This window comes from Micromonospora sp. DT62 (assembly GCF_049847285.1).
GTDB classification, from domain to species: Bacteria; Actinomycetota; Actinomycetes; order Mycobacteriales; family Micromonosporaceae; genus Micromonospora; species Micromonospora reichwaldensis.
This window is the reverse complement of sequence record NZ_JBNCOB010000001.1, coordinates 571,725-597,233: the sequence shown is the minus strand read 5'-3', so window position 1 is coordinate 597,233 and position 25,509 is coordinate 571,725. Positions and strand designations below refer to the sequence as shown.

Here is a 25,509-nt window from a genome sequence, read left to right as displayed (position 1 = left end):
CCTGGTCCCGATCTTGGTCGGGCCCGCCATGGCCGCCGACCGGGCGCCAGGACGCCCGGCCGCCTGGCCGGGCGGGACAACCAGGGACCACGAGGAGTACCCCACCATGGCCGTCGTGACCATGCGTCAGCTGCTGGAGAGCGGTGTCCACTTCGGGCACCAGACCCGGCGCTGGAACCCGAAGATGAAGCGTTTCATCTTCACCGAGCGCAACGGTATCTACATCATCGACCTGCGCCAGACCCTCGACTACATCGAGAAGGCCTACGCGTTCGTGCGCGGGACCGTCGCCGAGGGTGGCAGCATCCTCTTCGTCGGCACCAAGAAGCAGGCCCAGGAGGCCATCGCCGAGCAGGCGACCCGGGTCGGTCAGCCCTACGTCAACCACCGCTGGCTCGGCGGCATGCTGACCAACTTCCAGACGGTCTACAAGCGGCTCCAGCGGATGAAGGAGCTGGAGGCCCTGGGTGACCTGAGCGGCACCGCCGCCGGTTACACCAAGAAGGAGACCCTGCAGCTCTCCCGCGAGAAGATCAAGCTGACCCGCACGCTCGGCGGTCTGCGGGACATGCAGAAGCTCCCGGCCGCGATCTGGGTGGTCGACACCAAGAAGGAGCACATCGCCGTCGACGAGGCCCGCAAGCTGGGCATCCCGGTCATCGCGGTGCTCGACACCAACTGCGACCCGGACGAGGTCGACTTCCCGATCCCGGGCAACGACGACGCGATCCGCTCGGCCGAGCTGCTGACCAGGGTCGTGGCCGCCGCTGTCGCCGACGGCCTGATCGCCCGTTCCGGTCGTCGTCGTGGCAGCGACGAGAAGCCGGAGCCGGGCGTGGCCTCCGACGAGCCGCTGGCCGAGTGGGAGCGCGAGCTGCTCGAGGAGCCGAAGAAGGCCGACGAGCAGGCCCCGCAGGCTGAGCAGGCCCCCCAGGCCGAGCAGGCCCCGCAGGACGAGCAGGCCCAGCCGGTCGAGCAGGCCCCCCAGGCCGAGCAGGCCCAGCCGGTCGAGCAGCCGGCGACCGCCGCCGCGGAGTGACCGCACCGCCGCCTCCCCGCCGCCCGGTCTCCCGGGCGGCGGGGAGCGGCAGGTACGCCGGGCACGTCGCGCCCGGATCCGGGTAACCGGCACCAGGACCAACCCACCCGCAGTCTCAACACCGAAGAGAGAGCCATGTCCAACTTCACCGCCGCGGACGTCAAGAAGCTCCGCGACCTCACCGGCGCCGGCATGATGGACTGCAAGAAGGCGCTGACCGAGGCCGAGGGCGACTTCGACAAGGCCGTCGAGATCCTGCGCGTCAAGGGCGCCAAGGACGTCGGCAAGCGGGCCGGCCGTACGGCCGCCAACGGTCTGATCGCCCACTCCGGCAAGGCGCTGCTCGAGCTCAACTGCGAGACCGACTTCGTCGCCAAGACCGACGCGTTCATCGAGCTGGCCCAGCAGCTGGTGGAGCACGGCGAGCGCAGCGGCGTCGGCACCGCCGAGGAGCTGCTCGCCACCGAGCTGGACGGCAAGACCGTCGCCGACCTGGTGCAGGAGCAGTCCGCCAAGATCGGCGAGAAGCTCGTCCTGAACCGCTTCGCCAAGCTCGACGGCACCACCGCCGTCTACCTGCACCGCAAGAGCCAGGACCTGCCCCCGGCGGTCGGCGTGCTGGTGCAGTACACCAGCACGGCCGGCGACGAGGCGTCCGACTCGGACGCCCGGGGCGTGGCGATGCAGATCGCCGCCATGCGGCCGAAGTACCTCACCCGGGACGAGGTGCCGGCCGACGTCGTCGAGTCCGAGCGGCGCATCGCCGAGCAGACCGCCCGCGAGGAGAACAAGCCCGAGGCGGCCCTGCCGAAGATCGTCGAGGGTCGGGTGAACGCGTTCTTCAAGGACTACGTCCTGCTCGAGCAGGCGTCGGTCGCCGACAACAAGAAGTCGGTGAAGCAGCTGCTGGCCGATGCCGGCATCGAGGTCACCCGCTTCGTGCGGTTCGAGGTCGGCCAGGCCTGAGCCACCCCGGGCGCTCGGCGCCCCGCGGGCAGGGAAACGTCGACGAGGAGGCCGCCGGTGTACGTGACAGGCACCGCGGCCTCCTCGTCACATAGGGTCGGCTACGGCAGTTTCGCGGTACGCGGCGTACGGGACGTGCGCATGGGGAAGGGCGGGGCGGATGACGCAGGTTGTGAGTGACCGGAGTCTGGCGGCGGACGATCCGACGGCGCCACCCCCCGGTCGGGCCCGCCGGGTGGTGCTGAAGCTCTCCGGTGAGGTGTTCGGCGGGGGCGCGATCGGGGTGGACCCGGACGTCGTGCAGGCCATCGCCCGGCAGATCGCCACCGTGGTCCGCCGCGGCGTGCAGGTCTCGGTGGTGGTCGGCGGCGGCAACTTCTTCCGGGGCGCGGAGTTGCAGAAGCGCGGCATGGACCGGGCCCGGGCCGACTACATGGGCATGCTCGGCACCGTGATGAACTGCCTCGCGTTGCAGGACTTCCTGGAGAAGGAGGGCATCGAGACGCGCGTGCAGAGCGCGATCACGATGGCCCAGGTCGCCGAGCCGTACATCCCGCTGCGCGCCATCCGGCACCTGGAGAAGGGCCGCGTGGTGATCTTCGGCGCGGGCGCCGGCATGCCGTACTTCTCCACCGACACCGTGGCCGCCCAGCGGGCCCTGGAGATCCGCGCCGACGTGGTGCTGATGAGCAAGAACGGCGTGGACGGCGTCTACACCGCCGACCCGCGGATCGACCCGACCGCCAGCAAGTTCGACTCGATCACCTTCTCCGAGGTGCTGCGGCGTAACCTGCGGGTCGCCGACGCCGCCGCGTTCAGCCTGTGCATGGAGAACGGCCTGCCGATGCTGGTCTTCGGTGCGCAGGGCGACGACACCATCATCCGGGCCGTGGGTGGCGACAAGATCGGCACCCTGATCACCGCCTGAGCGGTCCGACCCGACCTCAGCGGTCCCTCCGACACGACAAGCCCACGACGAGCACAGAAGGAGGCGAGGAGACCGGTGATCGACGACACCCTCCTCGAGGCCGAGGAGAAGATGGAGCGTGCGATCGAGCACGCCAAGGAGGAGTTCGGCGCGATCCGCACCGGTCGCGCCAACGCCGCCATGTTCTCCAAGATCATCATCGACTACTATGGCAGCCCCACGCCGCTGCCCCAGATGGCGTCCATCGGGGTTCCCGAGCCGCGCATGGTGATCATCAAGCCGTACGACAACTCGCAGATCAACGCCATGGAGAAGGCGATCCGCGACTCCGACCTCGGCGCCAACCCGAACAACGAGGGCAACCAGCTCCGCATCCTGCTCCCGCAGATGACCGAGGAGCGCCGCCGAGAGATGATCAAGGTCGCCCGGCACAAGGGTGAGGAGGCCAAGGTGGCCATCCGCAACATCCGCCGCAAGGGCAAGGAGGAGCTGGACCGGCTCGTCAAGGACGGCGAGGTCGGCGAGGACGACGGCCGCCGCGCCGAGAAGGAACTCGACGACCTGACCCAGCGCTTCGTCGCCGCCGTCGACGACCTGGTCAAGCACAAGGAGAGCGAGCTTCTCGAGGTGTGAACCGTGCGCCGGCACTCCACCGGCGACGACGACGTCGTGGCACCGGCACTCCACCGCCCGATCCCGGGCGGCGGGCCCGGTGCCACCGTCGTCGGTGGGCCGGCACGGGGCCGGTCCGACGTGAGGGATCGGTGGGTGCAGTAGGCTCGGCAGGATTCCCGCCACCCTGCGGTGAACGGTGGGGATCGGCCAGCCGTCGGGCGGGTCAACCGGACGGAACAGTCGCGCGGGTAGGGGAATGGTTGTGGTTGTGCGTCATCTGGTGGATCTCGTACCGGTCCCGCTCGGTGCGTGATGTCCCACCTCGATCCCCACGGCAGCGCCGAGCCCCGCGGCTGGGACCGCCCCGACGCGCCCGCTCCCGCACCGGCGCCCGCCCTCCCCTGGCCGGAGCCCGAGATCGATCCGGGTCGGTGGGACCGCCGTCCCGCCGTGCTCCCCGACGCGTACGCCGAGGCGCCGGCTCGCTCCCGCCCGCACGCCGACGTGGCGGCGGCCGGTGAACCGGCGGCGATGAACGGACGTCCCGACGACTCCGAGTACCCGACCACCCAGCTCGAACCGGTCCGGGACGTCGAGCCGGAGCCGGAGCCCGTGCCGCCTCCGGGGCGCCGGCAGCGCGGTCGGCGCCGGGCCGGCGCCGAGCGGCCCCCGACCCAGCAGCCCGTTCCGAGCCGGGCCGGGCGCAACCTGCCGGCGGCCATCGCCGTCGGCGTGGGCCTCGGCGCCCTGATCGTGGTGCCGCTGTTCTTCTACCGGACCGCCTTCCTGGTGGTGGTGGCCGCGGCGGTCGCCATCGGCATGTGGGAGATGGCCCGGGCGGTACGCCGCAGCGGCGCGCACCCGCCGCTGGTGCCGCTGATCGCCGGCGGGGTGCTCACCATCGGGCTGGCCTGGTTCTCCGGCCCCGACGCGCTCAGCCTCGGCCTACTGGTGACCGTGCTGGGCACCATGGTCTGGCGGCTCGGCGACGGGCCGGGCGGCTTCCAGCGTGACCTGACCGCCGCCACCCTCATCGCCGTGTACGTGCCGTTCCTCGGCGGCTTCGCCGCACTGCTGGCGGCGGTGCCCGAGGACGGCGACCTGCGGGTGCTGGTGACGCTGGCCGCGGTGGTCCTCTCCGACACCGGCGGGTACGCCGCCGGCGTCAGCTTCGGCAAGCATCCGATGGCCCCCTCGATCAGCCCGAAGAAGTCCTGGGAGGGCTTTGCCGGCTCGGTCACCGCCGCGGCGCTGGGCAGCGCCCTGCTGCTCTGGCTGCTCCTCGACGTGGCCCCGTGGTGGGGCGCGCTCTTCGGATTGGCGGTCTCCGGCGCCGCCGTCCTCGGTGACCTCGCCGAGTCCATGATCAAGCGCGACCTCGGGGTGAAGGACATGAGCAACCTGCTCCCGGGGCACGGCGGCCTGATGGACCGGTTGGACTCGATCCTCTTCGCGCTGCCGACCGCGTACCTGCTCCTGGCGGTCTTCGTCCCGGTGCTGGAGTGAGGCGTGAATCACCCGTCGTCAGTGGTCCCGCCCGGGCGGCGGGGGGCGATTCGGCACCTCCGGACAGGTGTGTCGGCCGTCCGGCGTGACAGACTGGACGCGCCATGACGAGCTTGCCCCTGATCCCCGCAGACCCCGACGCCCCCGGGCGGCGGCCCGCGATGCCTCCCCGTCACCTCGCCGATCTCGACCTCGCCGGTCGCCGCGCCCTGGTCGCTGAGCTGGGGGAGCCGGCGTTCCGCGCCAAGCAGGTCTCCACCCACTACTTCGGTCGGCTGGTGCGCGATCCGGGGCAGATGACCGACCTGCCGGCCGCCACCCGGGAGAAGCTCGCCGACCAGCTCCTGCCCCGGCTGCTCACCCCGGTCCGCGAGCTGGCCTGCGACGACGGCGCGACCCGCAAGGCGCTCTGGCGGCTGCACGACGGCTCGCTGGTGGAGAGCGTGCTGATGGGTTACCCGGACCGCGTCACCGTCTGCATCTCCAGCCAGGCCGGCTGCGGCATGGCCTGCCCGTTCTGCGCCACCGGGCAGGCGGGGCTGACCCGCAACCTCTCCACCGCCGAGATCGTCGACCAGGCGGTCTACCTGGCCGGGGTGGCCGCCTCCGGAGCGGTGGCGGGTTCGCCGCCGCGCCTGTCGCACGTGGTCTTCATGGGGATGGGCGAGCCGCTGGCCAACTACTCCCGGGTGGTCGCGGCGATCCGCCGGCTGGTCGCCCCGGCGCCCGAGGGGCTCGGGCTGTCGCAGCGCCACATCACGGTCTCCACGGTGGGCCTGGTCCCGGCCATCCGCCGACTGGCCAGCGAAGACCTCTCGGTGACCCTTGCGTTGTCGCTGCACGCCCCCGATGATGAGCTGCGCGACGAACTCGTGCCGGTCAACCAGCGCTGGAAGGTGTCCGAGGTGCTGGACGCGGCGTGGGACTACGCGGCCCGCACGGGGCGTCGAGTGTCGATCGAGTACGCCATGATCAGAGACGTGAACGACCAGCCGTGGAGAGCCGATCTGCTCGGGCGGCTGCTGGCCGGGAAGCTGACCCACGTGAACCTCATCCCCCTCAACCCGACTCCGGGCAGCCGTTGGGACGCCAGCCCCAAGCCGGTCGAGCGGGAGTTCGTCCGGCGGCTGCGCGAGGCCGGGGTGTCGACGACCGTGCGGGACACCCGGGGTCGCGAGATCGACGGAGCGTGCGGGCAGCTCGCCGCCGCCGAGGACATTGACACCGACACCGACCGGGCCGGGGAGAAGGCGTGACCGGGCGTAGCGAACGAGACCAGGAGACATAGTGGCGAGTCAGGGTCAGCGTTTCCGGCGTAAGGCGCTCCGCCGGGGATACAAGGTCGACGAGGTCGACGCTTTCCTGGACCGGGTCGAGGCGACGCTCGACGGCCGTCCGGTGGGCGCCCCCGTCGCCTCCCAGGAAGTCCACGACGTCGTCTTCCGGGTCCGCTTCAACGGCTACGACGAGTGGCAGGTCGACCTGCACCTCGACCGGGTCGAGCGGCAGCTGGCCGAGCTGGAGGAGCGCGGTGGCGCCGGCGGCCGCGGCGGTGACCCCCGCGACGCCGACCGCCTCGGCCCCCCCGACCGCCTGGGCCCCCCCGACCGCCTGGGCCCCCCCGACCGCCTGGGTGCCCCCGACCGGATGGGTCCGCCCGACCGGATGGGTCCCCCGGACCGGATGGGCCCGCCCGACCGCATGGGCCCCCCGGTGCGCGACGACCGCGGCATGTCGCCGGTCCCGCAGCCGATGCCGCCCCGGCCGATGCCGGCACAGGCCGGTCCGCCCGGCGACCGCTACGGCCGCTACGACGAGCCCACCGGTGCCTTCGCCGGTGGTTACGACGCCCCACGGGGCGGCTACGAACCGCCGCGTGGCCCCGGTGGCCCCGGTGGCCCGGGCCCGATGGGACCGGGCGCCCCGATGGGCCACGGCGCTCCGCCGCCGCGTGGCCTCCCCGCCGGCCCCAGCGGCTACGGCGACGGTCCCGGCAACTACGGCGACCGCCCTGGCGGTGGCTACGGCGACGGCCCGGGCAAGTACGGCGACGGCCCCGGCGGTGGCTACGGCGACGGCCCGGGCAAGTACGGCGACGGCCCCGGCGGTGGCTACGGCGACGGTCCCGGCGCTGGCTACGGCGACGGTCCGGGCGGCTACGGCGATCGCCCGGGTGGCTACGGCGACGGTCCCGGTGGCTACGGCGAGGAGCCGCGTTTCGACGGGTTCGAGGCCGGCCGACGCGCTCGCGCCGACATGACCGCCGAGATCCGGATGCCCGAGCGGGACCTGCGTGACCTGCGGGGCCGGGGCCCGGCCGGGCCGCCTCCGCAGCCGCAGCCGGGCTTCGGCGGCCCACCGCACGCCGGCCCGCCGGTGGGTGGTCCGCCGGTCGCTGGCCCACCCGTCGCTGGCCCACCCGTCGGTGGCCCGCCGCCGATGGCCGGCCCGCCGATGGCCGGCCCGCCCGGCAGCGACCTCTACCGCGTCGACCAGATCCGTCGCAGCTTCCAGGTGCGCCGGTTCGGCAGCGGGTACGACCCCGACCAGGTCGACCGGTTCTTCGACACGCTGCTGGGCGGCATGCAGGGGCGCAACCCGATGCCGGTGAACCCGAAGGACCTGGACACGCTGCGCTTCGGGCTGGTGCCCGGCGGCTACTTCGAGGCCGAGGTCGACGCCGCGCTCAAGGACGTGCAGGACATCCTGTTCGGCCGCTGATCCGCGTACGGCGAGGGCCCGCTCCCCGGTCGGGGGCGGGCCCTCGTGCGTGTGGCCTCCGGCGCGCGGACCGGTGCGACGCCGGCTGACGCGGTGCGGTCAGGACCGCAGGCCGTTGCGCCGCAGCACGGTGTCGCCGATGACGATGAGCAGCAGCAGCACGGCCAGGCCGATCAGCCAGATGTTCTCGACCCTGCCCTCGTGGTTGCCGCAGAGCATCGCCAGCAGGGCCAGCGCGGAGACCACCGCGCCGATCCGCCCGGACTTGCGGTGCCCGGGCTTGTGCTGGTCTGGCGACGTTACCGGCTCGCTTCCTGCCACTGTCGGTCCTTCCCTCGCGATCGGATCTCCGGTTAGTCTGGCACGCCTCGTGCCGGGCCCGGCGCTGGGTCCGACCGATGGGGCGGACCGCACGATCCGCACGGGCGAGGCGGGCGTCGGCCCGGGGGACGTACGAGGGCCGGCAGGGACTTCGGCACGGTGCCCGGCGTCGGGCAGGTGGCGGTCGCCGGCGTCGGGACCAAGGGCCCGGCTCCACCCGGGCGCATCGGCACTACCGGCGTCGCGGGTAGGTCGCCAGACTCCCTCCGGTAGCGTTTCTGGCGTACACCTTGTTTGTCGTTTTGAGGGGGAACTGCGGTGCGAGTGACCGGTACGGGGCACGCCAGCATGCGGATCGACACGGCCGCGGGCAGCATCCTGTGTGACCCGTGGGTCAATCCGGCCTATTTCGCCTCATGGTTTCCGTTTCCGGACAACTCCCTGCTCGACTGGGAGGCCCTCGGCGACGTCGACTACCTCTACGTGTCCCACCTGCACCGGGACCACTTCGACGCGGCGCACCTGAAGCGCTTCGTGTCGAAGGACGCGACCGTGCTGCTGCCCGCGTTCCCCACCTCCGAGATGGAGGACGAGCTGCGGGAGTTGGGCTTCACCAAGTTCCTGAAGGCGCCGAACGAGCAGGTCGTGGAGCTGGACGGCGGCCTGAAGATCATGATCCAGGCGCTGACCAGCCCGACCGACGGCCCGATCGGCGACTCGTCGCTGTGGGTGGAGTACGACGGGGTCCGGCTGCTCAACCAGAACGACGCCCGCCCCGCCGACCTGAGCGTCTTTGCCGAGCTGGGCCACGTGCACGCGCACATGCTCCAGTTCTCCGGCGCGATCTGGTACCCGATGGTCTACGAGCTGCCGCAGGCGGCGAAGACGGCGTTCGGCAAGCAGAAGCGCGACCGGCAGTTCGACCGCACCTGGCGCTACATCGACGACCTGAAGGCCGACCACGTCTTCCCGATCGCCGGCCCGCCCTGCTTCCTCGACGACGAGCTGTGGCAGTTCAACGACATCCACGGCGACGAGGGCAACATCTTCCCCGACCAGTCGGTCTTCCTGAGCGAGTACGCCAAGGTCGGCGGCACCAACGGCGTCGTGCTGCTCCCGGGCAGCGTCGCGGATATCACCACCTCCGGAGCCAGCACGACGCACCCGGTGCCCGTGGAGGAGTTCTTCGCCAACAAGGTGGCCCACCTGGAGGAGATGCGCGAGCGCAAGCGGCCGGTCATCGAGGCCGAGAAGGCGTCCTGGCGGCACCCCGAGGTGGACGTGCTCAAGGAGATGCAGCGCCGGATCGAGCCCCTGCTGGAGGAGTCGATCTACCTGGCCAAGGGGGTCGGCGGCCCGGTCCGCTTCGACCTGGTCAGCTACGACGGCGAGAGCGTTGAATCCATCGTGGTGGACTTCCCGGGCAAGCAGGTCCGGCCGTACGCCGACGAGAAGGTCCGCTACCGGTTCCGCACCGAGCGGGCGCTGATCGAGCACCTGCTGCACATCGGCGAGGTGGACTGGGTCAACTCCCTCTTCCTCTCCTGCCGCTTCTCGGCGGCCCGGATCGGCCAGTACAACGAGTTCGTCTACGCCTTCTTCAAGTGCCTCTCCACCGAGCGCCTCCAGTACGCGGAGGGCTGGTACGACGAGCACGAGCGCTCCAGCGACGCCGAGGACATCACCCTCGGCGGCTGGGTGGTGCAGCGGCGCTGTCCGCACCTGAAGGCCGACCTGACCCGGTTCGGCATCGTCGAGGGCGACCAGCTCACCTGCCAGCTGCACGGCTGGAAGTTCGACCTGGCCAGCGGCCGGTGCCTGACCAGCGTCGGGCACAAGGTCCGGGCACACCGGGCCGGCGAGCAGCAGACCCCCGCCCCGGCGGGCGAGGCGGCCAGCTAACGGCGATTTCCCCGCGCCCGCCGCCCCCGCCGGGTGACCATCAGGTCGACGAGGGGGTCACTTGGCCGAGGGAGTGCGCAAGAGCGGTTACCGGTACCGACGTGACCGGGAGATGGTCCGGGACGCCTCCCGGGTGGAGACGTTCAGCGACGGCGTCTTCGCGGTCGTGCTGACGGTGATGGCCGTCGAACTGCTCCAGAACGGCCCGGCGAGGGCCGGTGGGAGGGAGCTTCCCGACGCCCTCGCCCACGCCTGGCCGTCCTACCTGGCGTATGTGATCACCTTCGGCATCGCCGGCCAGATCTGGCTCGGCCACCACAACATGTGGCGGTACGTGGTCCGGGTAGATCAGCTGCTGCTGGTGTTCAACCTGCTCGTGCTGCTCTTCGTGGCCGCGATCCCGTTCACCGCCGACCTGCTGTCGGACAACCTGCGCGGCGGGTCGACCGAGCAGCGGTTGACCGCCGCACTCTACTTCGGCACCGTGCTCGGCGAGTCGATCTTCTTCAACCTGAGCTGGTGGTGGGCACGGCGGCGAAGGCTGCTCCACCCCGATCTGGATCCCCGGCTGGCCCGTGCGGTGGCGCGGCGCCTGCTGCTGCGCCCACTGCTCTACCTGATCGCCTTCGCCTTCGTCTTCGTCAACGCGATCCTCAGCCTTCTGCTCTACCTGCTGCTCCTTGGTCTCTCCCTCATTCACCGTCCCGGCGACCTGCCCCCCGCCGAGGCCGGCGGCGAGGTCAGCGGCCGAGGTCGGTGAGGATGCGGCGGGCGGCGTTGTGGCCGGCCGCGCCGATGACGCTGCCGGCCGGGTGACAGCCGGCGCTGCCCGCGTAGACGCCGTCGACGCCGGTGGCGTACGGCATCCGGTCGGTGAACGAGACGGTGTTGTCGACGTGGTGGATGTGCCCGCCGGTGATGCCGAAGTGCGCCTCGATGCCGGGCGGCGGCAGCGGCACCGCGTCGGCGATCAGGTCGGCGGTGCCGGGGGCGTACCGCTCGCAGATGCCGATCAGGCGGTCGACGTAGCCGTGCAGCGCCTCGTCCCAGGTGGTGCCGGCCAGCTCGTACGGCACCGACTGCACGAAGAGCGCCGACGAGTGGTGCCGGCCGTCGGAAAGTGAGGGGTCGACGGTGGTGTGCAGGTACCACTCGATGGTCGGCTCATCTGGCAGCCGCCCCGCCTGCACGTCGGCCCACATGGCGCGCAGCGCCGCCATCGGCGACTCGCCGCCGCCACCGATCAGGGACTCCGAGCCGGGCAGCAGGTGGATGGTCGAGCCGAACGGGCTCGGGGAGCCCTGGGGCAGGCAGGAGAAGCGGGGCAGCCCGGTCAGCGCCAGGTTGAGCTTGAGCGTGGTGCCGGGGCGGCGGACCGCCGCCATCCGCTCGGCCAGCGGCGCCGGGAGCGCGCCGTCGGGCAGCAGGTCCATCAGGCGGTACGGGTCGCACGCGCCGAGCACCACCCGCGCGCCGATCTCCCGCCCGTCGGCGAGCACGACCCCGCTGGCCGCGCCGCCGTCCAGGGTGATCGCATGCACTGGCGTGCCGGTGCGGATCGTCGCGCCGGCGGCCCGGGCGGCGTCGGCGAACGTACGCGACACGGTGCCCATCCCGCCCTCGGCGATCATCCACGTGCCGTCGGAGCCGGGCAGCCGGCACATGTTGTGCACGAGGAAGTTGTGCCCGGTGCCCGGGTCGTCGGGGCCGGCGTTGAGCCCGGAGAGGCCGTCGGTGACCGCGTACATGCTCATCAGGAGCTCGGAGCGGAAGTCGAAGCGGGCCAGGTGGTCGGCGACGGAGCCGCGGACGAGGTCGACGAAGACCTGCCGCAGCGCCGGCCGGACGTACCGCTCGGCGGTCTCCTCGACGGACAGCGGCTCGGCCAGCCAGGCCGGGGCGAGGTCGTCGCGCAGCGCGGCCAGCTCGGCCTGGAGGGCGTCGTCGGCGGCCACGTCGGCGGGGGAGAAGAACTCGGCGAGCTGCGCGCGGGTGGCCGCCGTGTCGCTGCCGAAGAGCAGGTACGGCGAGCCGGGGCCGCCGGGGGTGGGCAGGAAGTAGTGCGGGTCGCGGCGCAGCACGGGGATGCGCACGTCCAGCGTGGCGAGCAGCTCCGGCGGCATCAGCCCGAGCAGGTACGACCCGGTGGAGTGGCGCAGCCCCGGCACCTTCGGGAACGGCGCCTCGGTGCGGGTGGCCCCGCCGATGACGTCCGCCGCCTCCAGCACCAGCACGTCGAGCCCGGCGCGGGCGAGCAGGATCGCGGACACCAGACCGTTGTGCCCGGCGCCGACGATCACCACGTCGGCCCGGGGCGGCAGCTCGTCACCCATGCCGGGGGAGCCTACTGCCCGCAGGCCTCGCCGGTCAGCCCTTCCGCCGCCGGTCGGCCTAGGCTTGCCTGCCATGGCAGCACCCTTCAGCGCGCCCACCCCCGCCCCGGACGCCACGGTGCTACCCACCGGACGGCGCCGTGCCCGGGTCGGCCTGCCGCTCTCCCTGTTCCTCGTCCTGGCCGGGGTCGGCGGCCTCGTCGCGGCTGTCGCGGTCGTCGGCGGGAGCCATCAGCCACGGTCACCTATGGCGGGGCTCGTCGCGGCGGGCACCCTGGCGACGCTCGGTGTGCCGGGTGTCCTGCTCTTCGTGGTGTCCTGGCGGCAACGGCGGACGAGGATCCTCGTCGACCACATTGGCCTGTGGTTCGACAAGGGGGACCGGCGGAACGTCATCCCGTGGCACAGTCTCGCCGGCGTCGGCCTGTTCACGAGCCACGGGCACAAGGCCAGTTTCCACTCCCTGGAGCTGTACCCGACGGGCCACATCGACCGCGACGACCCGGTGCTGTGGACACTGGTGCGCGAGGAGGCGCCGTTCCGCCCCGGGCTGCCCCACCTGCGCCACCGTCTCCAGGCTGCCGACGTGCCCCTGGCGGTGTCGGCGGTCCGCCACCACGCGCCGCACCTCTGGCTCGGTGAGTCCCGACGCGAGGGCAGCCACATTGGGCGCCCCGACCGAACCGGGCACCGGGAGCGGACCCGGGCGCGGGGGCGGTAGCCGGACGCCAGCGAGGTCAGGACGGCGGGCTGTCGTCCGGGGGCGGGCCGGCCAGCAATTGGGCGGCGAACGTCGCCAGTTCCAGCTCGAACAGCGCCTCGGCCTCGGTGACCGCCCAGTCGAACTGGTGGAAGACCTCCATGGCGACCAGCCCGTAGAGGCGGGTCCAGCCCGAGAGGAAGGCGTACGCGACCTCGATCGGCACCTCGCCGTGGCTGAGCCGCAGCGGCTCCAGCCGCCCGTCCAGGTGCCGCCGGAGCAGTTCGCCGGGCGGGGTGCGGAAGGGGGAGCGGCGCCACAGGTCGAGGATCGGCCGGATGAAGACCGCGCCGAGGCGGGCGCCGGGATGGTCCGGGGTGGCGTGGCCGCCGACGAAGGCGGTCCGTCCCGGGACGGGGGCGCCGAAGATCAGCCCGAACTCGGCGGGGTGCGCCAGCGACCAGGCGCGGAACGCCCGGGACATGGCCAGCAACCGCGCGACCGGCTCGCCCCCGGCGTCGTCCCCAGCCGCCTCCAGCCGCAGCCGCAGCTCGTTGTAGAAGTCGGCGGCGAGGTCCGCGACCAGCGCCTCCAGGCTCGGGAAGTAGCGGTAGATGGCCGGCGCCGTCATGCCCATGTCGCGGGCGATGGCCCGCAGCGAGATCGCGTCGACCCCGCCCGTCACCAGCAGGCGGCGTGCCCCGTCCTTGATCTCGGCGACGGTCGCCGTGCGCAGGCGTTCCCGCCGAGTGGGTGCGGCCATCGACAACCACCTTGACCAGAGGAAACACCGTTGCGATAGTTAACGGCGTTCACTGAAATTAGCGATGGTAGCAGCTTAGCCATCTGTGGAGGGAGAGGCGAATGTTCGCCTGGTGGGGACACATGGTGGTGCGGCTGCGCTGGGCGGTGCTGGCCGCCGCCCTGGTGCTGGTCGCTGTCGGATCGACCTGGGGGGCGGGTGTCTTCGGGCAGCTGACCGGGGGTGGCTTCGACGACCCGGCCAGCGAGTCCAGCCGGGCCGCCGAACGGATCGACCGCGAGCTGGGGCCGCAGGGCGCAGACCTGGTGGTGCTTTGGTCCAGCGACACGGCGTCCGTCGACCAGCCGGCCTTCCGCGACCCGGTCACGGCCACCGTCGCGGGGCTGCGCGCGCGTCCCGAGATCACCAGCGTCACCACCTGGTACGACACGCAGGCCCCCGCGCTGCTCTCCACAGACCGCCGGGCCACCTACGCGCTGATCCAGCTCCGGGCCGCCGACAAGGACGACAAGACCGCCGCGTACGAGGAGCTGCGGCCGGCCCTCGACGCGCCCGGCGTACGGACCGAGGTCGGCGGCGCGACGGCTGCCCTGCACGAGTCGAACACCCAGACGACCAAGGACATCACCCGCGCGGAACTGCTCTCCATGCCGGTGCTGCTGGTGCTGCTCGTGCTGATCTTCGGCGGGCTGGTGGCCGCGTCGACGCCCCTGCTGATCGGCGGGCTGGCCATCCTCGGCGCGTTCGTCACCGTCCGGCTGGTCACCCTGGTCACCGACGTGTCGGTCTTCGCCATCAACGTCATCACCCTGATCGGCCTGGGAATGGCGGTCGACTACTCCCTCTTCGTGGTCAGCCGGTTCCGCGAGGAACTGGCCGCCGGCCACGACACCCCCGCCGCGATCCGGCGCACCATGCTCACGGCGGGGCGTACGGTGCTGGTCTCCGGGCTCACCATCGCGCTCGCCATGGCCAGCCTGCTGATCTTCCCCCAGGCGTTCCTGCGCTCGATGGGCCTCGGCGGGATCGCCGCCGTGCTGGTCGCCATGCTGGCGGCGCTGACCGTGCTGCCGGCCCTGCTCGCGGTGCTCGGCCGTCGGATCGACGCGCTGCGCGTACCGCTGCCGTGGCGGCGTGGGGCGCGCGGCGGGCGGCCGACGGCGGGGGAGACGGGCGGCGCCTGGGCCCGCATCGCGCACAGCGTGATGCGCCGCCCGGTGCGCTACCTGGTCGGGGTGACCGTGCTGCTCGCGGTGCTGGCCGCGCCGTTCCTGGGGGTCTCCTTCGGCGGGTTCGACGACCGGGTGCTGCCCCCGGACGCCGAGCCCCGGGTCGTCTCCGAGCGGGTCGCCGCGGAGTTCGCCGGCGGCACGATCTCGCCGATCGACGTGCTGGTCTCCGGGGCGTCTCCGGAACAGGCGCAGCCCTTCGCCGATCGGGTGGCCGCCGTGCCCGGCGTGACCGGTGTGCAGGTGGCGGTCAACCGGGGCACGTCGACGCTGCTGACCGTGACCTACCCGGGCGAGCCGGCCGGCGACACCGCGCAGGACGTGGTCCGGGCGCTGCGCGACCTGCCCGCGCCGGACGGCGCCCAGGTGCTCGTCGGCGGCCGGCCCGCCGTCGACCTCGACCTGATCGACGGCCTCGGCGACCGGCTGCCCTTGATGGCCCTGCTGATGGCCGCCGCGACCCTGGTGCTGCTGTTCCTCGCCTTCGGCTCGCTGGTCCTGCCGGTCAAGGCGGTGCTGATGAACCTGGTGTCGATCGGCGCGTCGTTCGGGGTGGTGGTCTGGATCTTCCAGGACGGTCACTTCGCCGACCTGCTCGGTTTCACCCCGACCGGGTTCATCGAGCCCAGCAACCCGATCCTCATGCTCGCCGTGCTCTTCGGGCTGGCCACCGACTACGAGGTGTTCCTGCTCTCCCGGGTACGCGAGGAGTGGGACCGCACGGGCGACAACACCGCCTCGGTGGCGGCCGGGCTCCAGCACACCGGGCGGATCATCACCGCCGCCGCGCTCCTGCTGATCATCGTGGTGGCCGGCTTCGCCACCGGCGAGATGGCGTACATCAAGCTCATCGGGATCGGCATGATCGTGGCGATCGTGGTGGACGCAACGCTGGTCCGGGCGCTGCTGGTGCCGGCCACGATGCGGCTGCTCGGCCACTGGAACTGGTGGGCCCCCGGCCCGCTGGCCCGCGTCTACCGCCGCTTCGGCATCAAGGAGTCCGACGAGCCCGGGTCGGCGGCCCCGGAGCGGGTGCTGCGCCAGCGGGACAGCGCGAGGGTGGCGGAGTAGCCGGCCAGCACGATCACGTGGAAGAGGTAGAGCCAGAGCAGGACCGCCACCCCCGCGCCGATCTCGTCGAAGCCCCCGAACGGCACCCCCAGGTCGATCGGGAGCGAGGCGAAGAGCACGAAGCCGTGCAGGAAGCCGGAGAGGTTCGCCGCGGTGAACGAGCCGACGCCCAGCGCGGAGAGCCAGTCCGGCGACGCCGGGCCGACCACCCGGAACAGCCAGAGCAGCACCGGGGTGAGCACCAGCCAGACCGCCAGGAACGACAGCACCACCCCCAGCGCGCCGGTCCAGCCGCCCTGCCGGACCAGGCCGGTGGTCGTGGGCAGCGCGAGCAGGATCGACAGCAGCAGGGCCGGGGCCGGCGCCAGCAGCGGCAGCAGCAGCAGCCGGCCCCGCCAGCCGACCAGCGACTCCTCGCTGCGCGGCACGGCGACCGAGACGAAGGCGCGGCGCAGCCCCTCGCCGTAGAGCGACGCCGGCAGCAGCGACGCCAGCGCCAGCAGCGGGGTCAGGCCCACGCCGGCCTCGACGAGCGCCTGCACCGCGTGGGGCGCGCCGATCGCGTCCGGCAGCGTGTCCACGGCGTGCGAGGTGAGCCGGCGTACGCGCTCGGCGCCCGCCAGCAGCGAGGTCAGCCAGATCGCCAGCAGGGCCACCGGCACCACGGCGATCGCCCCGTAGAAGGTGATGGCGGCGGCGTGCAGGGACAGGTCCCGGCCCCGCAGCGGGCGGAACGCCGCACTGGTGATCCGCTTCGCCCGTTGCCATCCGCTGCCCATCGCGGCTTCTTTCCCCGTACCGCCCCGCGTCACTCATTAGGATCACGGGCCATGACCGTTCTCACCACCCGGCGCCTGGTGCTGCGGGAGTGGACCGTCGACCCGGCCGACCTGGCCCGGATCTTCGACATCTACTCCCGGCCCGAGGTCACCCGCTGGCTGGGTGCGCCCGGCCTGCCGCTGACCGACCCGGCGCAGGCCGTCGAGCGGCTCGCGACGTGGCGGGAGCGGCACGCGGGGCACGGCGGCCGGTACGGCACCTGGGCGATCGAGGTCCGCGACACCGGCGTGGTGGCCGGCACGGTGCTGCTCAAGCCGCTGCCCGGGCGGGACGAGGGCACGCTGACCGAGGACATCGAGGTGGGCTGGCACCTGCACCCCGACTCGTGGGGCCACGGGTACGCCACCGAGGCGGCCCGGGCGGCGGTGGAACGGGAGATGGCCGCCGGCACCCGGGAGGTCCACGCCGTCGTGGCCCCCGGCAACGAGGCGTCGATGGCGGTGGCCCGCCGGCTCGGCATGACCCACGTGGGCCGCCGCTCGGACTGGTACGGCGGCGAGTCCCTGGAGACCTTCGTGCTGACCGCCCGGTCCCGCTCCGCGTGGAGATCCCGGTAGGGAGCGACCCCTGAAGGGGCACCTGCTGACCAGGATCTCCACGCGCCTTCGGCGGGGAGCCGGGCGGGCGGCTACGCCACCTCGACGAAGTCGAGTTCCGCCCAGCGGCTCAGGTGGGTGAACCGGAGCGTGTTGAAGCCCGCGTTGAGCGTGACGTCGACGCCCACCTGCCGCCAGACGTCCCAGCCGGTGCTGGGGTAGGTGACGACCTTCGGGTTCGCGCCGTTGACCGTCAGGGTGTGCTGGGCGTCGCCGTAGCCGGCCGCGTAGGCCACGTGGGCTCGGTAGCCGCCGGCCCGGGGCGCGAAGACGGTCACCTCGACCCAGCTGTCCGCGTAGTCGATGTACGCCACCACCTGGCCCTGCGACGTGTTCGGGGCGGCGCGCACCCCGCAGTGGTTGAGCCCGCCGCGCTCGGCCTCGTAGCGCACCCGGCTGCCCCGCACCACGGGGTTGCCGCCGGCCCAGCCCAGCGCCGCCACGTACATGCCCCGGGCGGAGTAGTTGTTGATCCAGCCGTGGAAGACGATGTGGTCGCCGCCGGCCTCGCGGACCACGTCCGCGCCGCCCGGCCCCCGCACGGCCGAGTCCAGCGACGCCGTGGTCATCAGTGAGCGGTACGCCTTCGTGTACGGGCCGGTCAGCGAGGTCGAGGTGGCGTAGCTGGTCTGGTAGCCGTCGCCGCCGTAACCGCCGAGGGAGTAGAACAGCACGTACTGCGCGCCGACCTTGGTCAGCACCGGCGCCTCGATGATGCCCGCCTCCTCGGCGCGCCCGCTGCGCAGCAGCTCCACCCGGGCGCCCTGGAGGGTCACCCCGTCGGCCGCCACCCGTTGCAGCCAGAGGCTCGTCGGCTGGCCGATGGCGTTGCCGTCGTCCTTGTAGAGCAGGTAGCGCAGGCCGGTGCTGTCGGTGAAGCTCGCCGCGTCGATGTCGCCGCCCTCGCCGGCGTTGCAGACCAGCGGTCCGGTGCCGACGGAGGTGAACGGTCCGAGCGGCGAGGTGGCCAGCGCGGCGCCGAGGCACTGCCGGCCGGTGGCCCGGCTGCGGGCGGTGTAGTAGAGCAGGTAGCGCCCGTCGGCCCGCTGCGACACGTCGGGCGCCCAGGTCAGACCCCCGTTGGCCCAGGCGCCGAGGGTCGGCATCGCGTCGGCCCGCCTGGTCCACGCTCCGGTCAGCGAGCTGGCCGTGGCGACCGGGACGTTGCCGTGACCGTTGTTTGTCGAGTACGCGTAGTAGGTGCTGCCGAACTTGACGACGTCGGGATCGGGGAAGTCGCTGGCGATGACCAGCGAGGGGGTGGTGGTGGCAGCCTGGGCCACGCCCGGGCTGACGAGCAGGGGAGCGGCGACCAGCAGGGCCGCCAGCCAGACGAGACCTCTTCGCATGTCGAAATTCAACCATGGCGATCGATGCAATGAAAGAAAGCTGCGCGCGCGCCGGACCCGGTGTGCGATCTCGTGCGGCGGGGGCTGCGGCGGCTAGGCTGACCTGAGCAGAATGTCCGCTGAGGGGGTGAGCCCGGATGGCCCAGGCAGCTTTCGCGCCCGAGCCGGCGCCGCAGCAACCCGAACCCGCGCCCCAGCCCACCGAGCCGTCGTTCGACGTGCTGCGGTGGCGTGACGAGCCGTGGACCGCTCGGCTCGCCCTCGACCTGTTGCCGGAGACCAACGGCCCCAAGGTTGAGGTCCTGAGCGGAAGCGTGATCGTGACACCACACGCCGGATACGACCACCAGGACGCGGAGTTGGATCTCGCGTACCTTCTCAAGCAGGCGGCCCGCCGCGCCAAGTTGTGGCTCTACCTCGAGGCGAACGTCGTCTCGGGCGACGACCTCTTCATCCCGGACATCGTCATTCTCGACGTGCCGGGTGGCGGGCGGACGACGATGGACATCGGGCACGCCGTGCTGCTCGGTGAGATCGTGTCACCTGGCAACCGTCGCAAGGACGTCATCGACCGGCCGCGGGAGTACGCCGTCGCTGGCGTGCCGTTCTTCCTCCGCGTCGATCTGCGGAACCGGGTGCCCACCATCGCGTTGTTCGAGCTTGTCGAGGGGGAGTACCGGCCGGTGGCGGCCGCCGCCGCAGGTACCCGATTCGTCATGCGGGAGCCGTTCGAGTTCTCCATCGACCCGGGCGACCTGCTCGGCGAGGAGGCACCCGAGGGAGGCGAGGAAGACCCGGCGGGGCAGGTCGACGCCGAGGGTTGAGGCTCCCAGCGGGGGCACAGCGACGGTGGGGAAGAATGACCCGGTGACTTCGCCCCGGGAACTCGTCCTGCTCGGCTCCACCGGTTCGATCGGCACACAGGCCATCGACATCGTGCGGCGTAACCCGGACCGGTTCCGGGTGGTGGCGCTCGGCGCCGGCGGCGGCAACGTCGAGCTGCTCGCCGCCCAGGCCCTCGAACTGCGCGTCGACGCGGTCGGCGTGGCGAAGGCGTCCGCCGCGCAGGACCTCCAGCTCGCCTTCTACGCCGAGGCGAGCCGGCGCGGCTGGGCCACCGGCGACTTCAAGCTGCCCAAGATCGTGGCCGGCCCGGACGCGATGACCGAGCTGGCGCAGTGGCCCTGCGACGTCGTGCTCAACGGGGTGGTCGGGTCGCTCGGGCTCGCGCCGACGCTGGCCGCGCTGCGCGCCGGGCGTACGCTGGCGCTCGCCAACAAGGAGTCGCTCGTGGCCGGCGGCTCGCTGGTCAAGGCGGCGATGACGCGGCCGGAGCAGCTCGTCCCCGTCGACTCCGAGCACACCGCGCTCGCCCAGTGCCTGCGCTCCGGCGCCCGGGGTGAGGTGCGGCGGCTGATCGTCACCGCCAGCGGCGGCCCGTTCCGGGGCCGGCGCCGCGACGAGTTGACGCAGGTCACGCCCGAGCAGGCGCTCGCCCACCCGACCTGGAACATGGGCCAGGTCATCACGATCAACTCCGCCACGATGGTCAACAAGGCGCTGGAGGTGATCGAGGCGCACGAGCTGTTCGACGTGCCGTACGCCGACATCACGGTGACCGTGCACCCGACCTCGGTGATCCACTCGATGGTCGAGTTCGTCGACGGCTCCACCATCGCCCAGGCCAGCCCGCCCGACATGCGGCTGCCGATCGCGGTCGCCCTCGGCTGGCCCGACCGGGTGCCCGACGCCGCCGCCGCCGTCGACTGGACGAAGGCCCACACCTGGGAGTTCGCGCCGCTGGACGACGAGGCGTTCCCGGCCGTCGCGCTGGCCAAGGCCGCCGGCGAGGCCGGTCGCTGCCGGCCGGCGATCTACAACGCGGCGAACGAGGAGTGCGTGGCCGCCTTCGTGGCCGGCCGGCTGCCCTTCCTCGGCATCGTCGACACCCTCCGGCGGGTGCTGGACGACGCTCCCGACTTCGACGAACCAGGTACCGTCGAGGACGTGCTCGCGGCGGAGTCGTGGGCGCGCGCGCACGCGCAGGAGATCATCATCGCGGGTTCGGTGGAAGGAGCTTGATGGCGTACCTGCTCGGGGTGGTGCTCTTCGCCCTCGCGATCCTCATCTCGGTGAGCCTGCACGAGGCGGGGCACCTGATCACCGCCAAGGCGTTCGGGATGAAGGTCACCAAGTACTTCGTCGGATTCGGCCCCACCCTCTGGTCCTTCAAGCGGGGCGAGACCGAGTACGGCGTCAAGGGCATCCCGCTCGGCGGCTTCTGCAAGATCGTCGGGATGACCCCCCAGGACGACGACGTCGACCCGGCCGACGAGCCGCGCGCGATGTGGCGGTTCCCGGTGTGGAAGCGGACGATCGTGATGTCCGCCGGCTCGATCACCCACTTCGCCCTCGCCCTGATCGCCCTCTGGATCATCGCGGTCAGCGCCGGGCTGCCCAACCCGCAGTTCCCCAGCACCGAGGCCGAGATCCGCAAGGAGCCGGCGGTCATCCAGCTGTCGAAGTGCGTGGTCCCGGAGAACACCCTGCGCGAGTGCACCACCGCCGATCCCGCCAGCCCCGCCGCCCAGGCGCAGCTGCGCGACGGCGACCGGATCACCGGGATCAACGGCACGCCGATCAACGACTACGGGCAGCTGCTCACCACCCTGCGCGCCCTCAAGCCGGGCGACACGGCGCAGATCGCGTACGTCCGCGACGGCCAGCCGGCCACGACGAGCACGGTGCTCGCGCAGACCCAGCGGCCCCCGCTCGACGACCCGAAGGGCCAGGTCGCCGCAGTCGCCGCGCTCGGCGTCGGCCTCGTGCCCAGCACCCCGACCCGGGTGACGTACGGGCCGGTCGGGGCGTTCGGCGCGACCGCCGACTTCACCGGCGACATGGCGGTGAACACCTTCGAGGCGATGAAGCGCATCCCGCAGAAGGTCCCCGCGCTGTGGGCGGCGATCACCGGCGAAGAGCGGGACATCGACACCCCGATCAGCGTGGTCGGCGCCAGCCGGCTCGGCGGCGAGGCCGTCGAGAACGACGCCTGGCTGCTGTTCTTCATGCTCTTCGTCTCGCTGAACTTCTTCATCGGCGTGTTCAACCTGCTGCCGCTGCTGCCACTCGACGGCGGGCACATCGCCATCGCCTGGTTCGAGCGGGCCCGCTCCTGGCTCTACGCCCGCATCGGCCGCGCCGACCCCGGGCGCGTCGACTACCTCAAGCTCATGCCCCTCACGTACGCGGTGATCCTGATCGGTGGCGTGTTCACGCTGCTGACCATCACCGCGGACGTCGTCAACCCGATCACGCTCTTCTCAAGGTGAGTGCCTGAAGTGACCGCTGTCAGTCTCGGTATCCCCGCCGTGCCGCCCCCGCCGCTCGCCCCGCGCCGGGCCAGCCGCCAGATCATGGTCGGTCCGGTCCCGGTCGGTGGGGGCGCGCCGGTGTCGGTGCAGTCGATGACCACCACCCTCACCTCCGACGTCAACGCCACGCTCCAGCAGATCGCCGAGCTGACCGCGTCCGGCTGCCAGATCGTCCGGGTCGCCGTGCCCAGCCAGGACGACGTGGAGGCGCTGCCCGCGATCGCGAAGAAGTCGCAGATCCCGGTGATCGCCGACATCCACTTCCAGCCGAGGTACGTCTTCGCCGCGATCGACGCCGGCTGCGCGGCGGTCCGGGTCAACCCGGGCAACATCCGCCAGTTCGACGACAAGGTCAAGGAGATCGCCAAGGCGGCCGGCGACGCGGGCGTGCCGATCCGGATCGGCGTCAACGCCGGCTCGCTGGACAAGCGGCTGCTCGCCAAGTACGGCAAGGCCACCGCCGAGGCGCTTGTCGAGTCGGCGCTGTGGGAGTGCTCGCTGTTCGAGGAGCACGGCTTCCGCGACATCAAGATCTCGGTCAAGCACAACGACCCGGTGGTGATGATCCGGGCGTACCGCCAGCTCGCTGAGAAGTGCGACTACCCGCTGCACCTCGGCGTCACCGAGGCCGGCCCGGCCTTCCAGGGCACCATCAAGTCGGCGGTCGCCTTCGGCGCGCTGCTGGCCGAGGGGATCGGCGACACGATCCGGGTCTCGCTGTCGGCGCCGCCGGTGGAGGAGATCAAGGTCGGCAACCAGATCCTGGAGTCGCTCGGGCTGCGCGAGCGGGGCCTGGAGATCGTCTCCTGCCCGTCCTGCGGCCGGGCCCAGGTCGACGTCTACAAGCTGGCCGAGGAGGTCACCGCCGGCCTGGAGGGGCTGCCGGTGCCGCTGCGGGTCGCCGTGATGGGCTGCGTCGTGAACGGCCCGGGCGAGGCCCGCGAGGCCGACCTCGGGGTGGCCTCCGGCAACGGCAAGGGCCAGATCTTCGTCAAGGGCAAGGTCGTCAAGACCGTGCCCGAGGCGCAGATCGTGGAGACCCTGATCGAGGAGGCGCTGCGCATCGCCGACGAGATGGGCGCCGAGCTGCCCGAGGAGCTGCGCGGCCTGCTTCCCGGCGCCACCGTCAGCGTGCACTGATCCGTCGCGCCGTCGGTGTCGTAGTCCCACTCGTCACTCGACCCGCGCGGCACGGGGCGGATCTGGCAGGCTGGTATCCGTGCTGACGGTGCCGGTACGCCAACTGGGGGAGTCGGAGCGCCGCGCGGTCGAGCGGCTGCTCGACCTCGACCCGTTCGCGGGCGCGCAGGTCGCCGAGCGGATCACGGCGCGTGGCCTGGCCTGGTGGCGGGCCGAGGGGCGGGTGCTGGGCTACGGCAGCCGCCGCAACCTGGAGTCGATCTGCTGGCTCGGCGGCAACCTGACCCCCGTGCTCGCCACCGAGCCGGCCGTCGCCGCCTACGCCGACCTGCTCGCCGGTGAGGAGCGGCTCTGCTCGTCGATCGTGGGCCGGGCCGACGCGGTGCTCGGCCTCTGGGACCGCCTCTCCGCCGTCTGGGGGCCGGCCCGGGACGTACGCCCCAACCAGCCGTTGCTGGCGACCGACGCGCTGCCGGCGCTGCGGGCGGATCCGGAGGTGCGGCGGGTGCGCGCCAGCGAGGTCGACCGGCTCTTCCCGGCGGCGGTGGCGATGTACACCGAGGAGGTCGGCGTCTCGCCGCTCGCCGACGACGGCGGGCGCGGCTACCGGCGGCGGGTCACCGACCTGGTCCGGACCGGGCGGGCGTACGCCCGGTTCGTCGACGGCCGGGTGGTGTTCAAGGCGGAGCTGGCGGTGGTGACCCGTCGGACCGCCCAGGTGCAGGGCGTCTGGGTGGCCCCCGAGTGGCGGGGCCGGGGCATCGCGTCGGCGGCCATGGCGGCGGTGGTGCGCGACGCGCTGCTGCGGGTCGCCCCGACCGTCAGCCTCTACGTCAACGACTTCAACCTGCCGGCCCGCCGGGTCTACGAGCGCTGCGGGTTCCGCCCCGTCGGCACGCTCGCCACCGTGCTCTTCTGAGCCGTCGTCGCTCTCGGGCCACCGTCGCGACGTCCGCTCGGCGCGGCCCCTGCCCGGCTCAGCCCTGCCCGGCTCAACCCTGCGCGGCTCAATCCCTCCCGGCTCAGCCCTCGGCCGGCGCGGACCGGGGTGTTCTGCCCGTCCGGCAGAACACCCGGGTCCGTCTCGAACCGGCGGGCCATGGGCTCCGTCTGCGCCTGCCGCTGGCCAGGCGGCAGGCCGCCCTGGTGCGGCTAGCGCAGATGCCGGGCGAAGAACCTGGCCGCGTTATCCCCTGCGAACGAGGGGACCCCGGTGTGTCCGCCCATGTTGGCCTGCAGTGTCTTCTCCTTGGAGCCGAAGGCGTCGAACAGGTCCAGGGCCGCCTGCCGATCGTTCCCTTCGTCATCCCACTGCAGTAGGACATACAGCGGAATGGTGACCTGTCGGGCCTCCTCGAACATGGTGCGAGGCACGAAACTTCCGGCGAAGAGGCCGGCGGCGACGATGCGCGGCTCGACCACCGCAAGCCGGATGCCGACGGAGATCACTCCTCCCGAGTACCCGACCGGGCCGCCGATCTCGGGCAGCGACAGGAGGGCATCCAGGGCGGCCTGCCATTCCGGGACCGCCTTGTCGACGAGCGGGAGGACGAGGGCGTCGATGATCTCGTCGCTGACCGGCTCGCCGGCCTCCACAGCCCGGCGCAGGTCGGCGCGGGCCTGGTCGACGGCGGGCCAGCGGGGCCGGTCACCGCTGCCGGGGAGCTCGATGGTGGCGGCGGCGAAGCCATCCGCCGCGGCGTGCCGGGCCCGGGCCACCAGGCGGGGGTGCATCTTCCGCAGTCCGAGCGGGGGGTGGCCGAGCAGGATCAGCGGGACCGGTGCGGATGCGGATGCGGGCGTCCACAGGATGCCGGGGATCTCGCCGAGGGTGAATTCGCGTTCGAGGACGCCGTCGTCGAGGAGCTGTTCAGTGGCGAATCGCATGGTGGTGCCTTTCGGGAGTGCTCGTGAACGGCGCTCCCGGACGACCTATCGCCCGGCCGTGACCCCAGAGGGGAGCACCCATGTCGAAACGTTCACGGGTACCACCTCCTCGGTCTCTCGCACGGCCTCGGGAAAGCTAGCAGCGGTCGCCGTGACCCGCCAACGTGTTTTTGTGGCCGGCTCTGGGCCGGATGGCACGGCGCGGCCCTCGTGCCGGCCTCCGGCCAGG

The 25,509-nt window shown here is 72.3% G+C and carries 23 protein-coding genes; 17 read left to right on the top strand and 6 right to left on the bottom strand.

Going from position 1 to position 25,509, the window contains the following annotated elements; translation table 11 throughout:
- Positions 1-106 precede the first annotated feature (106 nt).
- From rpsB to ACPXCB_RS02630, 7 genes are all read left to right on the top strand, one after another.
- Positions 107-1,039: a 30S ribosomal protein S2 gene (gene rpsB, locus ACPXCB_RS02660; RefSeq protein ID WP_425871840.1), complete on the top strand. Its 933-nt coding sequence runs from the start codon at positions 107-109 to the stop codon at positions 1,037-1,039.
- A 135-nt stretch (positions 1,040-1,174) separates the two neighbouring features.
- Positions 1,175-2,005, top strand: a complete 831-nt coding sequence (gene tsf, locus ACPXCB_RS02655; RefSeq protein WP_132232732.1) for a translation elongation factor Ts — start codon at positions 1,175-1,177, stop codon at positions 2,003-2,005.
- A 160-nt stretch (positions 2,006-2,165) separates the two neighbouring features.
- Positions 2,166-2,933, top strand: coding sequence for a UMP kinase (gene pyrH / locus ACPXCB_RS02650; RefSeq protein ID WP_089001535.1), 768 nt, complete (start codon positions 2,166-2,168; stop codon positions 2,931-2,933).
- 75 nt (positions 2,934-3,008) lie between these two features.
- Positions 3,009-3,566, top strand: coding sequence for a ribosome recycling factor (frr, locus tag ACPXCB_RS02645; protein WP_151456851.1), 558 nt, complete (start codon positions 3,009-3,011; stop codon positions 3,564-3,566).
- A gap of 294 nt (positions 3,567-3,860) precedes the next feature.
- Positions 3,861-5,054, top strand: a complete 1,194-nt coding sequence (locus tag ACPXCB_RS02640; RefSeq protein ID WP_425871837.1) for a phosphatidate cytidylyltransferase — start codon at positions 3,861-3,863, stop codon at positions 5,052-5,054.
- A 104-nt stretch (positions 5,055-5,158) separates the two neighbouring features.
- On the top strand, positions 5,159-6,310 hold the full coding sequence (gene rlmN / locus ACPXCB_RS02635) for a 23S rRNA (adenine(2503)-C(2))-methyltransferase RlmN (RefSeq protein ID WP_132232738.1): 1,152 nt from the start codon (positions 5,159-5,161) through the stop codon (positions 6,308-6,310).
- Positions 6,311-6,341: 31 nt separating this feature from the next.
- The gene (locus tag ACPXCB_RS02630) at positions 6,342-7,775 is read left to right on the top strand and encodes a DivIVA domain-containing protein (protein WP_425871835.1); all 1,434 of its coding nucleotides are present in this window, start codon (positions 6,342-6,344) and stop codon (positions 7,773-7,775) included.
- 99 nt (positions 7,776-7,874) lie between these two features.
- On the opposite strand, the gene ACPXCB_RS02625 is transcribed toward ACPXCB_RS02630, so the two are convergent.
- Positions 7,875-8,096 carry a DUF2631 domain-containing protein gene (locus ACPXCB_RS02625; protein ID WP_121396083.1) on the bottom strand — a complete coding sequence of 74 codons (222 nt, stop codon included), beginning with the start codon at positions 8,094-8,096 and terminating at the stop codon, positions 7,875-7,877.
- A 318-nt stretch (positions 8,097-8,414) separates the two neighbouring features.
- Here ACPXCB_RS02625 and ACPXCB_RS02620 point away from each other — a divergent pair, with 318 nt between their 5' ends.
- Positions 8,415-9,998 carry a Rieske 2Fe-2S domain-containing protein gene (locus tag ACPXCB_RS02620; RefSeq protein ID WP_425871833.1) on the top strand — a complete coding sequence of 528 codons (1,584 nt, stop codon included), beginning with the start codon at positions 8,415-8,417 and terminating at the stop codon, positions 9,996-9,998.
- Between the two features lie 112 nt (positions 9,999-10,110).
- Positions 10,111-10,758: a TMEM175 family protein gene (locus tag ACPXCB_RS02615; RefSeq protein WP_425872135.1), complete on the top strand. Its 648-nt coding sequence runs from the start codon at positions 10,111-10,113 to the stop codon at positions 10,756-10,758.
- Here ACPXCB_RS02615 and ACPXCB_RS02610 read toward each other — a convergent pair.
- Positions 10,739-12,331 (bottom strand): phytoene desaturase family protein, encoded by a 1,593-nt coding sequence (locus tag ACPXCB_RS02610; protein ID WP_425871831.1) that lies wholly within the window; start codon positions 12,329-12,331, stop codon positions 10,739-10,741. The genes ACPXCB_RS02615 and ACPXCB_RS02610 overlap by 20 nt on opposite strands.
- A 73-nt stretch (positions 12,332-12,404) precedes the next feature.
- Between ACPXCB_RS02610 and ACPXCB_RS02605 the strand changes: the two genes are divergently transcribed.
- Positions 12,405-13,052: a hypothetical protein gene (locus ACPXCB_RS02605; RefSeq protein WP_425871830.1), complete on the top strand. Its 648-nt coding sequence runs from the start codon at positions 12,405-12,407 to the stop codon at positions 13,050-13,052.
- 16 nt (positions 13,053-13,068) lie between these two features.
- On the opposite strand, the gene ACPXCB_RS02600 is transcribed toward ACPXCB_RS02605, so the two are convergent.
- Complete coding sequence (locus ACPXCB_RS02600) at positions 13,069-13,794, bottom strand: TetR/AcrR family transcriptional regulator (RefSeq protein WP_425871828.1); 726 nt, start codon at positions 13,792-13,794, stop codon at positions 13,069-13,071.
- A 101-nt stretch (positions 13,795-13,895) separates the two neighbouring features.
- Here ACPXCB_RS02600 and ACPXCB_RS02595 point away from each other — a divergent pair, with 101 nt between their 5' ends.
- A complete protein-coding gene (locus ACPXCB_RS02595; protein WP_425871826.1) occupies positions 13,896-16,094 on the top strand; it encodes an MMPL family transporter in 2,199 nt (732 codons plus the stop codon).
- Here the strand turns inward: ACPXCB_RS02595 and ACPXCB_RS02590 are convergent.
- Positions 15,998-16,873, bottom strand: a complete 876-nt coding sequence (locus ACPXCB_RS02590) for a YhjD/YihY/BrkB family envelope integrity protein (protein WP_425871824.1) — start codon at positions 16,871-16,873, stop codon at positions 15,998-16,000. The two genes, ACPXCB_RS02595 and ACPXCB_RS02590, sit on opposite strands and share 97 nt — an antisense overlap.
- 51 nt (positions 16,874-16,924) lie before the next feature.
- On the opposite strand from ACPXCB_RS02590, the gene ACPXCB_RS02585 reads away from it, so the two are divergent.
- Entirely contained in the window at positions 16,925-17,491 is a 567-nt protein-coding gene (locus ACPXCB_RS02585; protein ID WP_425871822.1) for a GNAT family N-acetyltransferase, read from the top strand.
- A 71-nt stretch (positions 17,492-17,562) separates the two neighbouring features.
- On the opposite strand, the gene ACPXCB_RS02580 is transcribed toward ACPXCB_RS02585, so the two are convergent.
- Positions 17,563-18,879: a family 43 glycosylhydrolase gene (locus ACPXCB_RS02580; protein WP_425871820.1), complete on the bottom strand. Its 1,317-nt coding sequence runs from the start codon at positions 18,877-18,879 to the stop codon at positions 17,563-17,565.
- Between the two features lie 137 nt (positions 18,880-19,016).
- Between ACPXCB_RS02580 and ACPXCB_RS02575 the strand changes: the two genes are divergently transcribed.
- From ACPXCB_RS02575 to ACPXCB_RS02555, 5 genes are all read left to right on the top strand, one after another.
- Positions 19,017-19,703 carry a Uma2 family endonuclease gene (locus ACPXCB_RS02575; RefSeq protein WP_425871818.1) on the top strand — a complete coding sequence of 229 codons (687 nt, stop codon included), beginning with the start codon at positions 19,017-19,019 and terminating at the stop codon, positions 19,701-19,703.
- 43 nt (positions 19,704-19,746) lie between these two features.
- Positions 19,747-20,961 carry a 1-deoxy-D-xylulose-5-phosphate reductoisomerase gene (gene dxr, locus ACPXCB_RS02570; RefSeq protein ID WP_425871816.1) on the top strand — a complete coding sequence of 405 codons (1,215 nt, stop codon included), beginning with the start codon at positions 19,747-19,749 and terminating at the stop codon, positions 20,959-20,961.
- A complete protein-coding gene (locus ACPXCB_RS02565; protein ID WP_425871813.1) occupies positions 20,961-22,211 on the top strand; it encodes a M50 family metallopeptidase in 1,251 nt (416 codons plus the stop codon). Before dxr ends, ACPXCB_RS02565 begins: the two co-directional genes overlap by 1 nt.
- Before the next feature lie 9 nt (positions 22,212-22,220).
- Positions 22,221-23,393, top strand: coding sequence for a flavodoxin-dependent (E)-4-hydroxy-3-methylbut-2-enyl-diphosphate synthase (ispG, locus tag ACPXCB_RS02560; protein WP_425871810.1), 1,173 nt, complete (start codon positions 22,221-22,223; stop codon positions 23,391-23,393).
- 79 nt (positions 23,394-23,472) lie between these two features.
- Complete coding sequence (locus ACPXCB_RS02555) at positions 23,473-24,312, top strand: GNAT family N-acetyltransferase (protein ID WP_311410917.1); 840 nt, start codon at positions 23,473-23,475, stop codon at positions 24,310-24,312.
- A gap of 233 nt (positions 24,313-24,545) precedes the next feature.
- On the opposite strand, the gene ACPXCB_RS02550 is transcribed toward ACPXCB_RS02555, so the two are convergent.
- Positions 24,546-25,280 carry an alpha/beta hydrolase gene (locus ACPXCB_RS02550; RefSeq protein ID WP_425871806.1) on the bottom strand — a complete coding sequence of 245 codons (735 nt, stop codon included), beginning with the start codon at positions 25,278-25,280 and terminating at the stop codon, positions 24,546-24,548.
- Between the last annotated feature and the right edge of the window lie 229 nt (positions 25,281-25,509).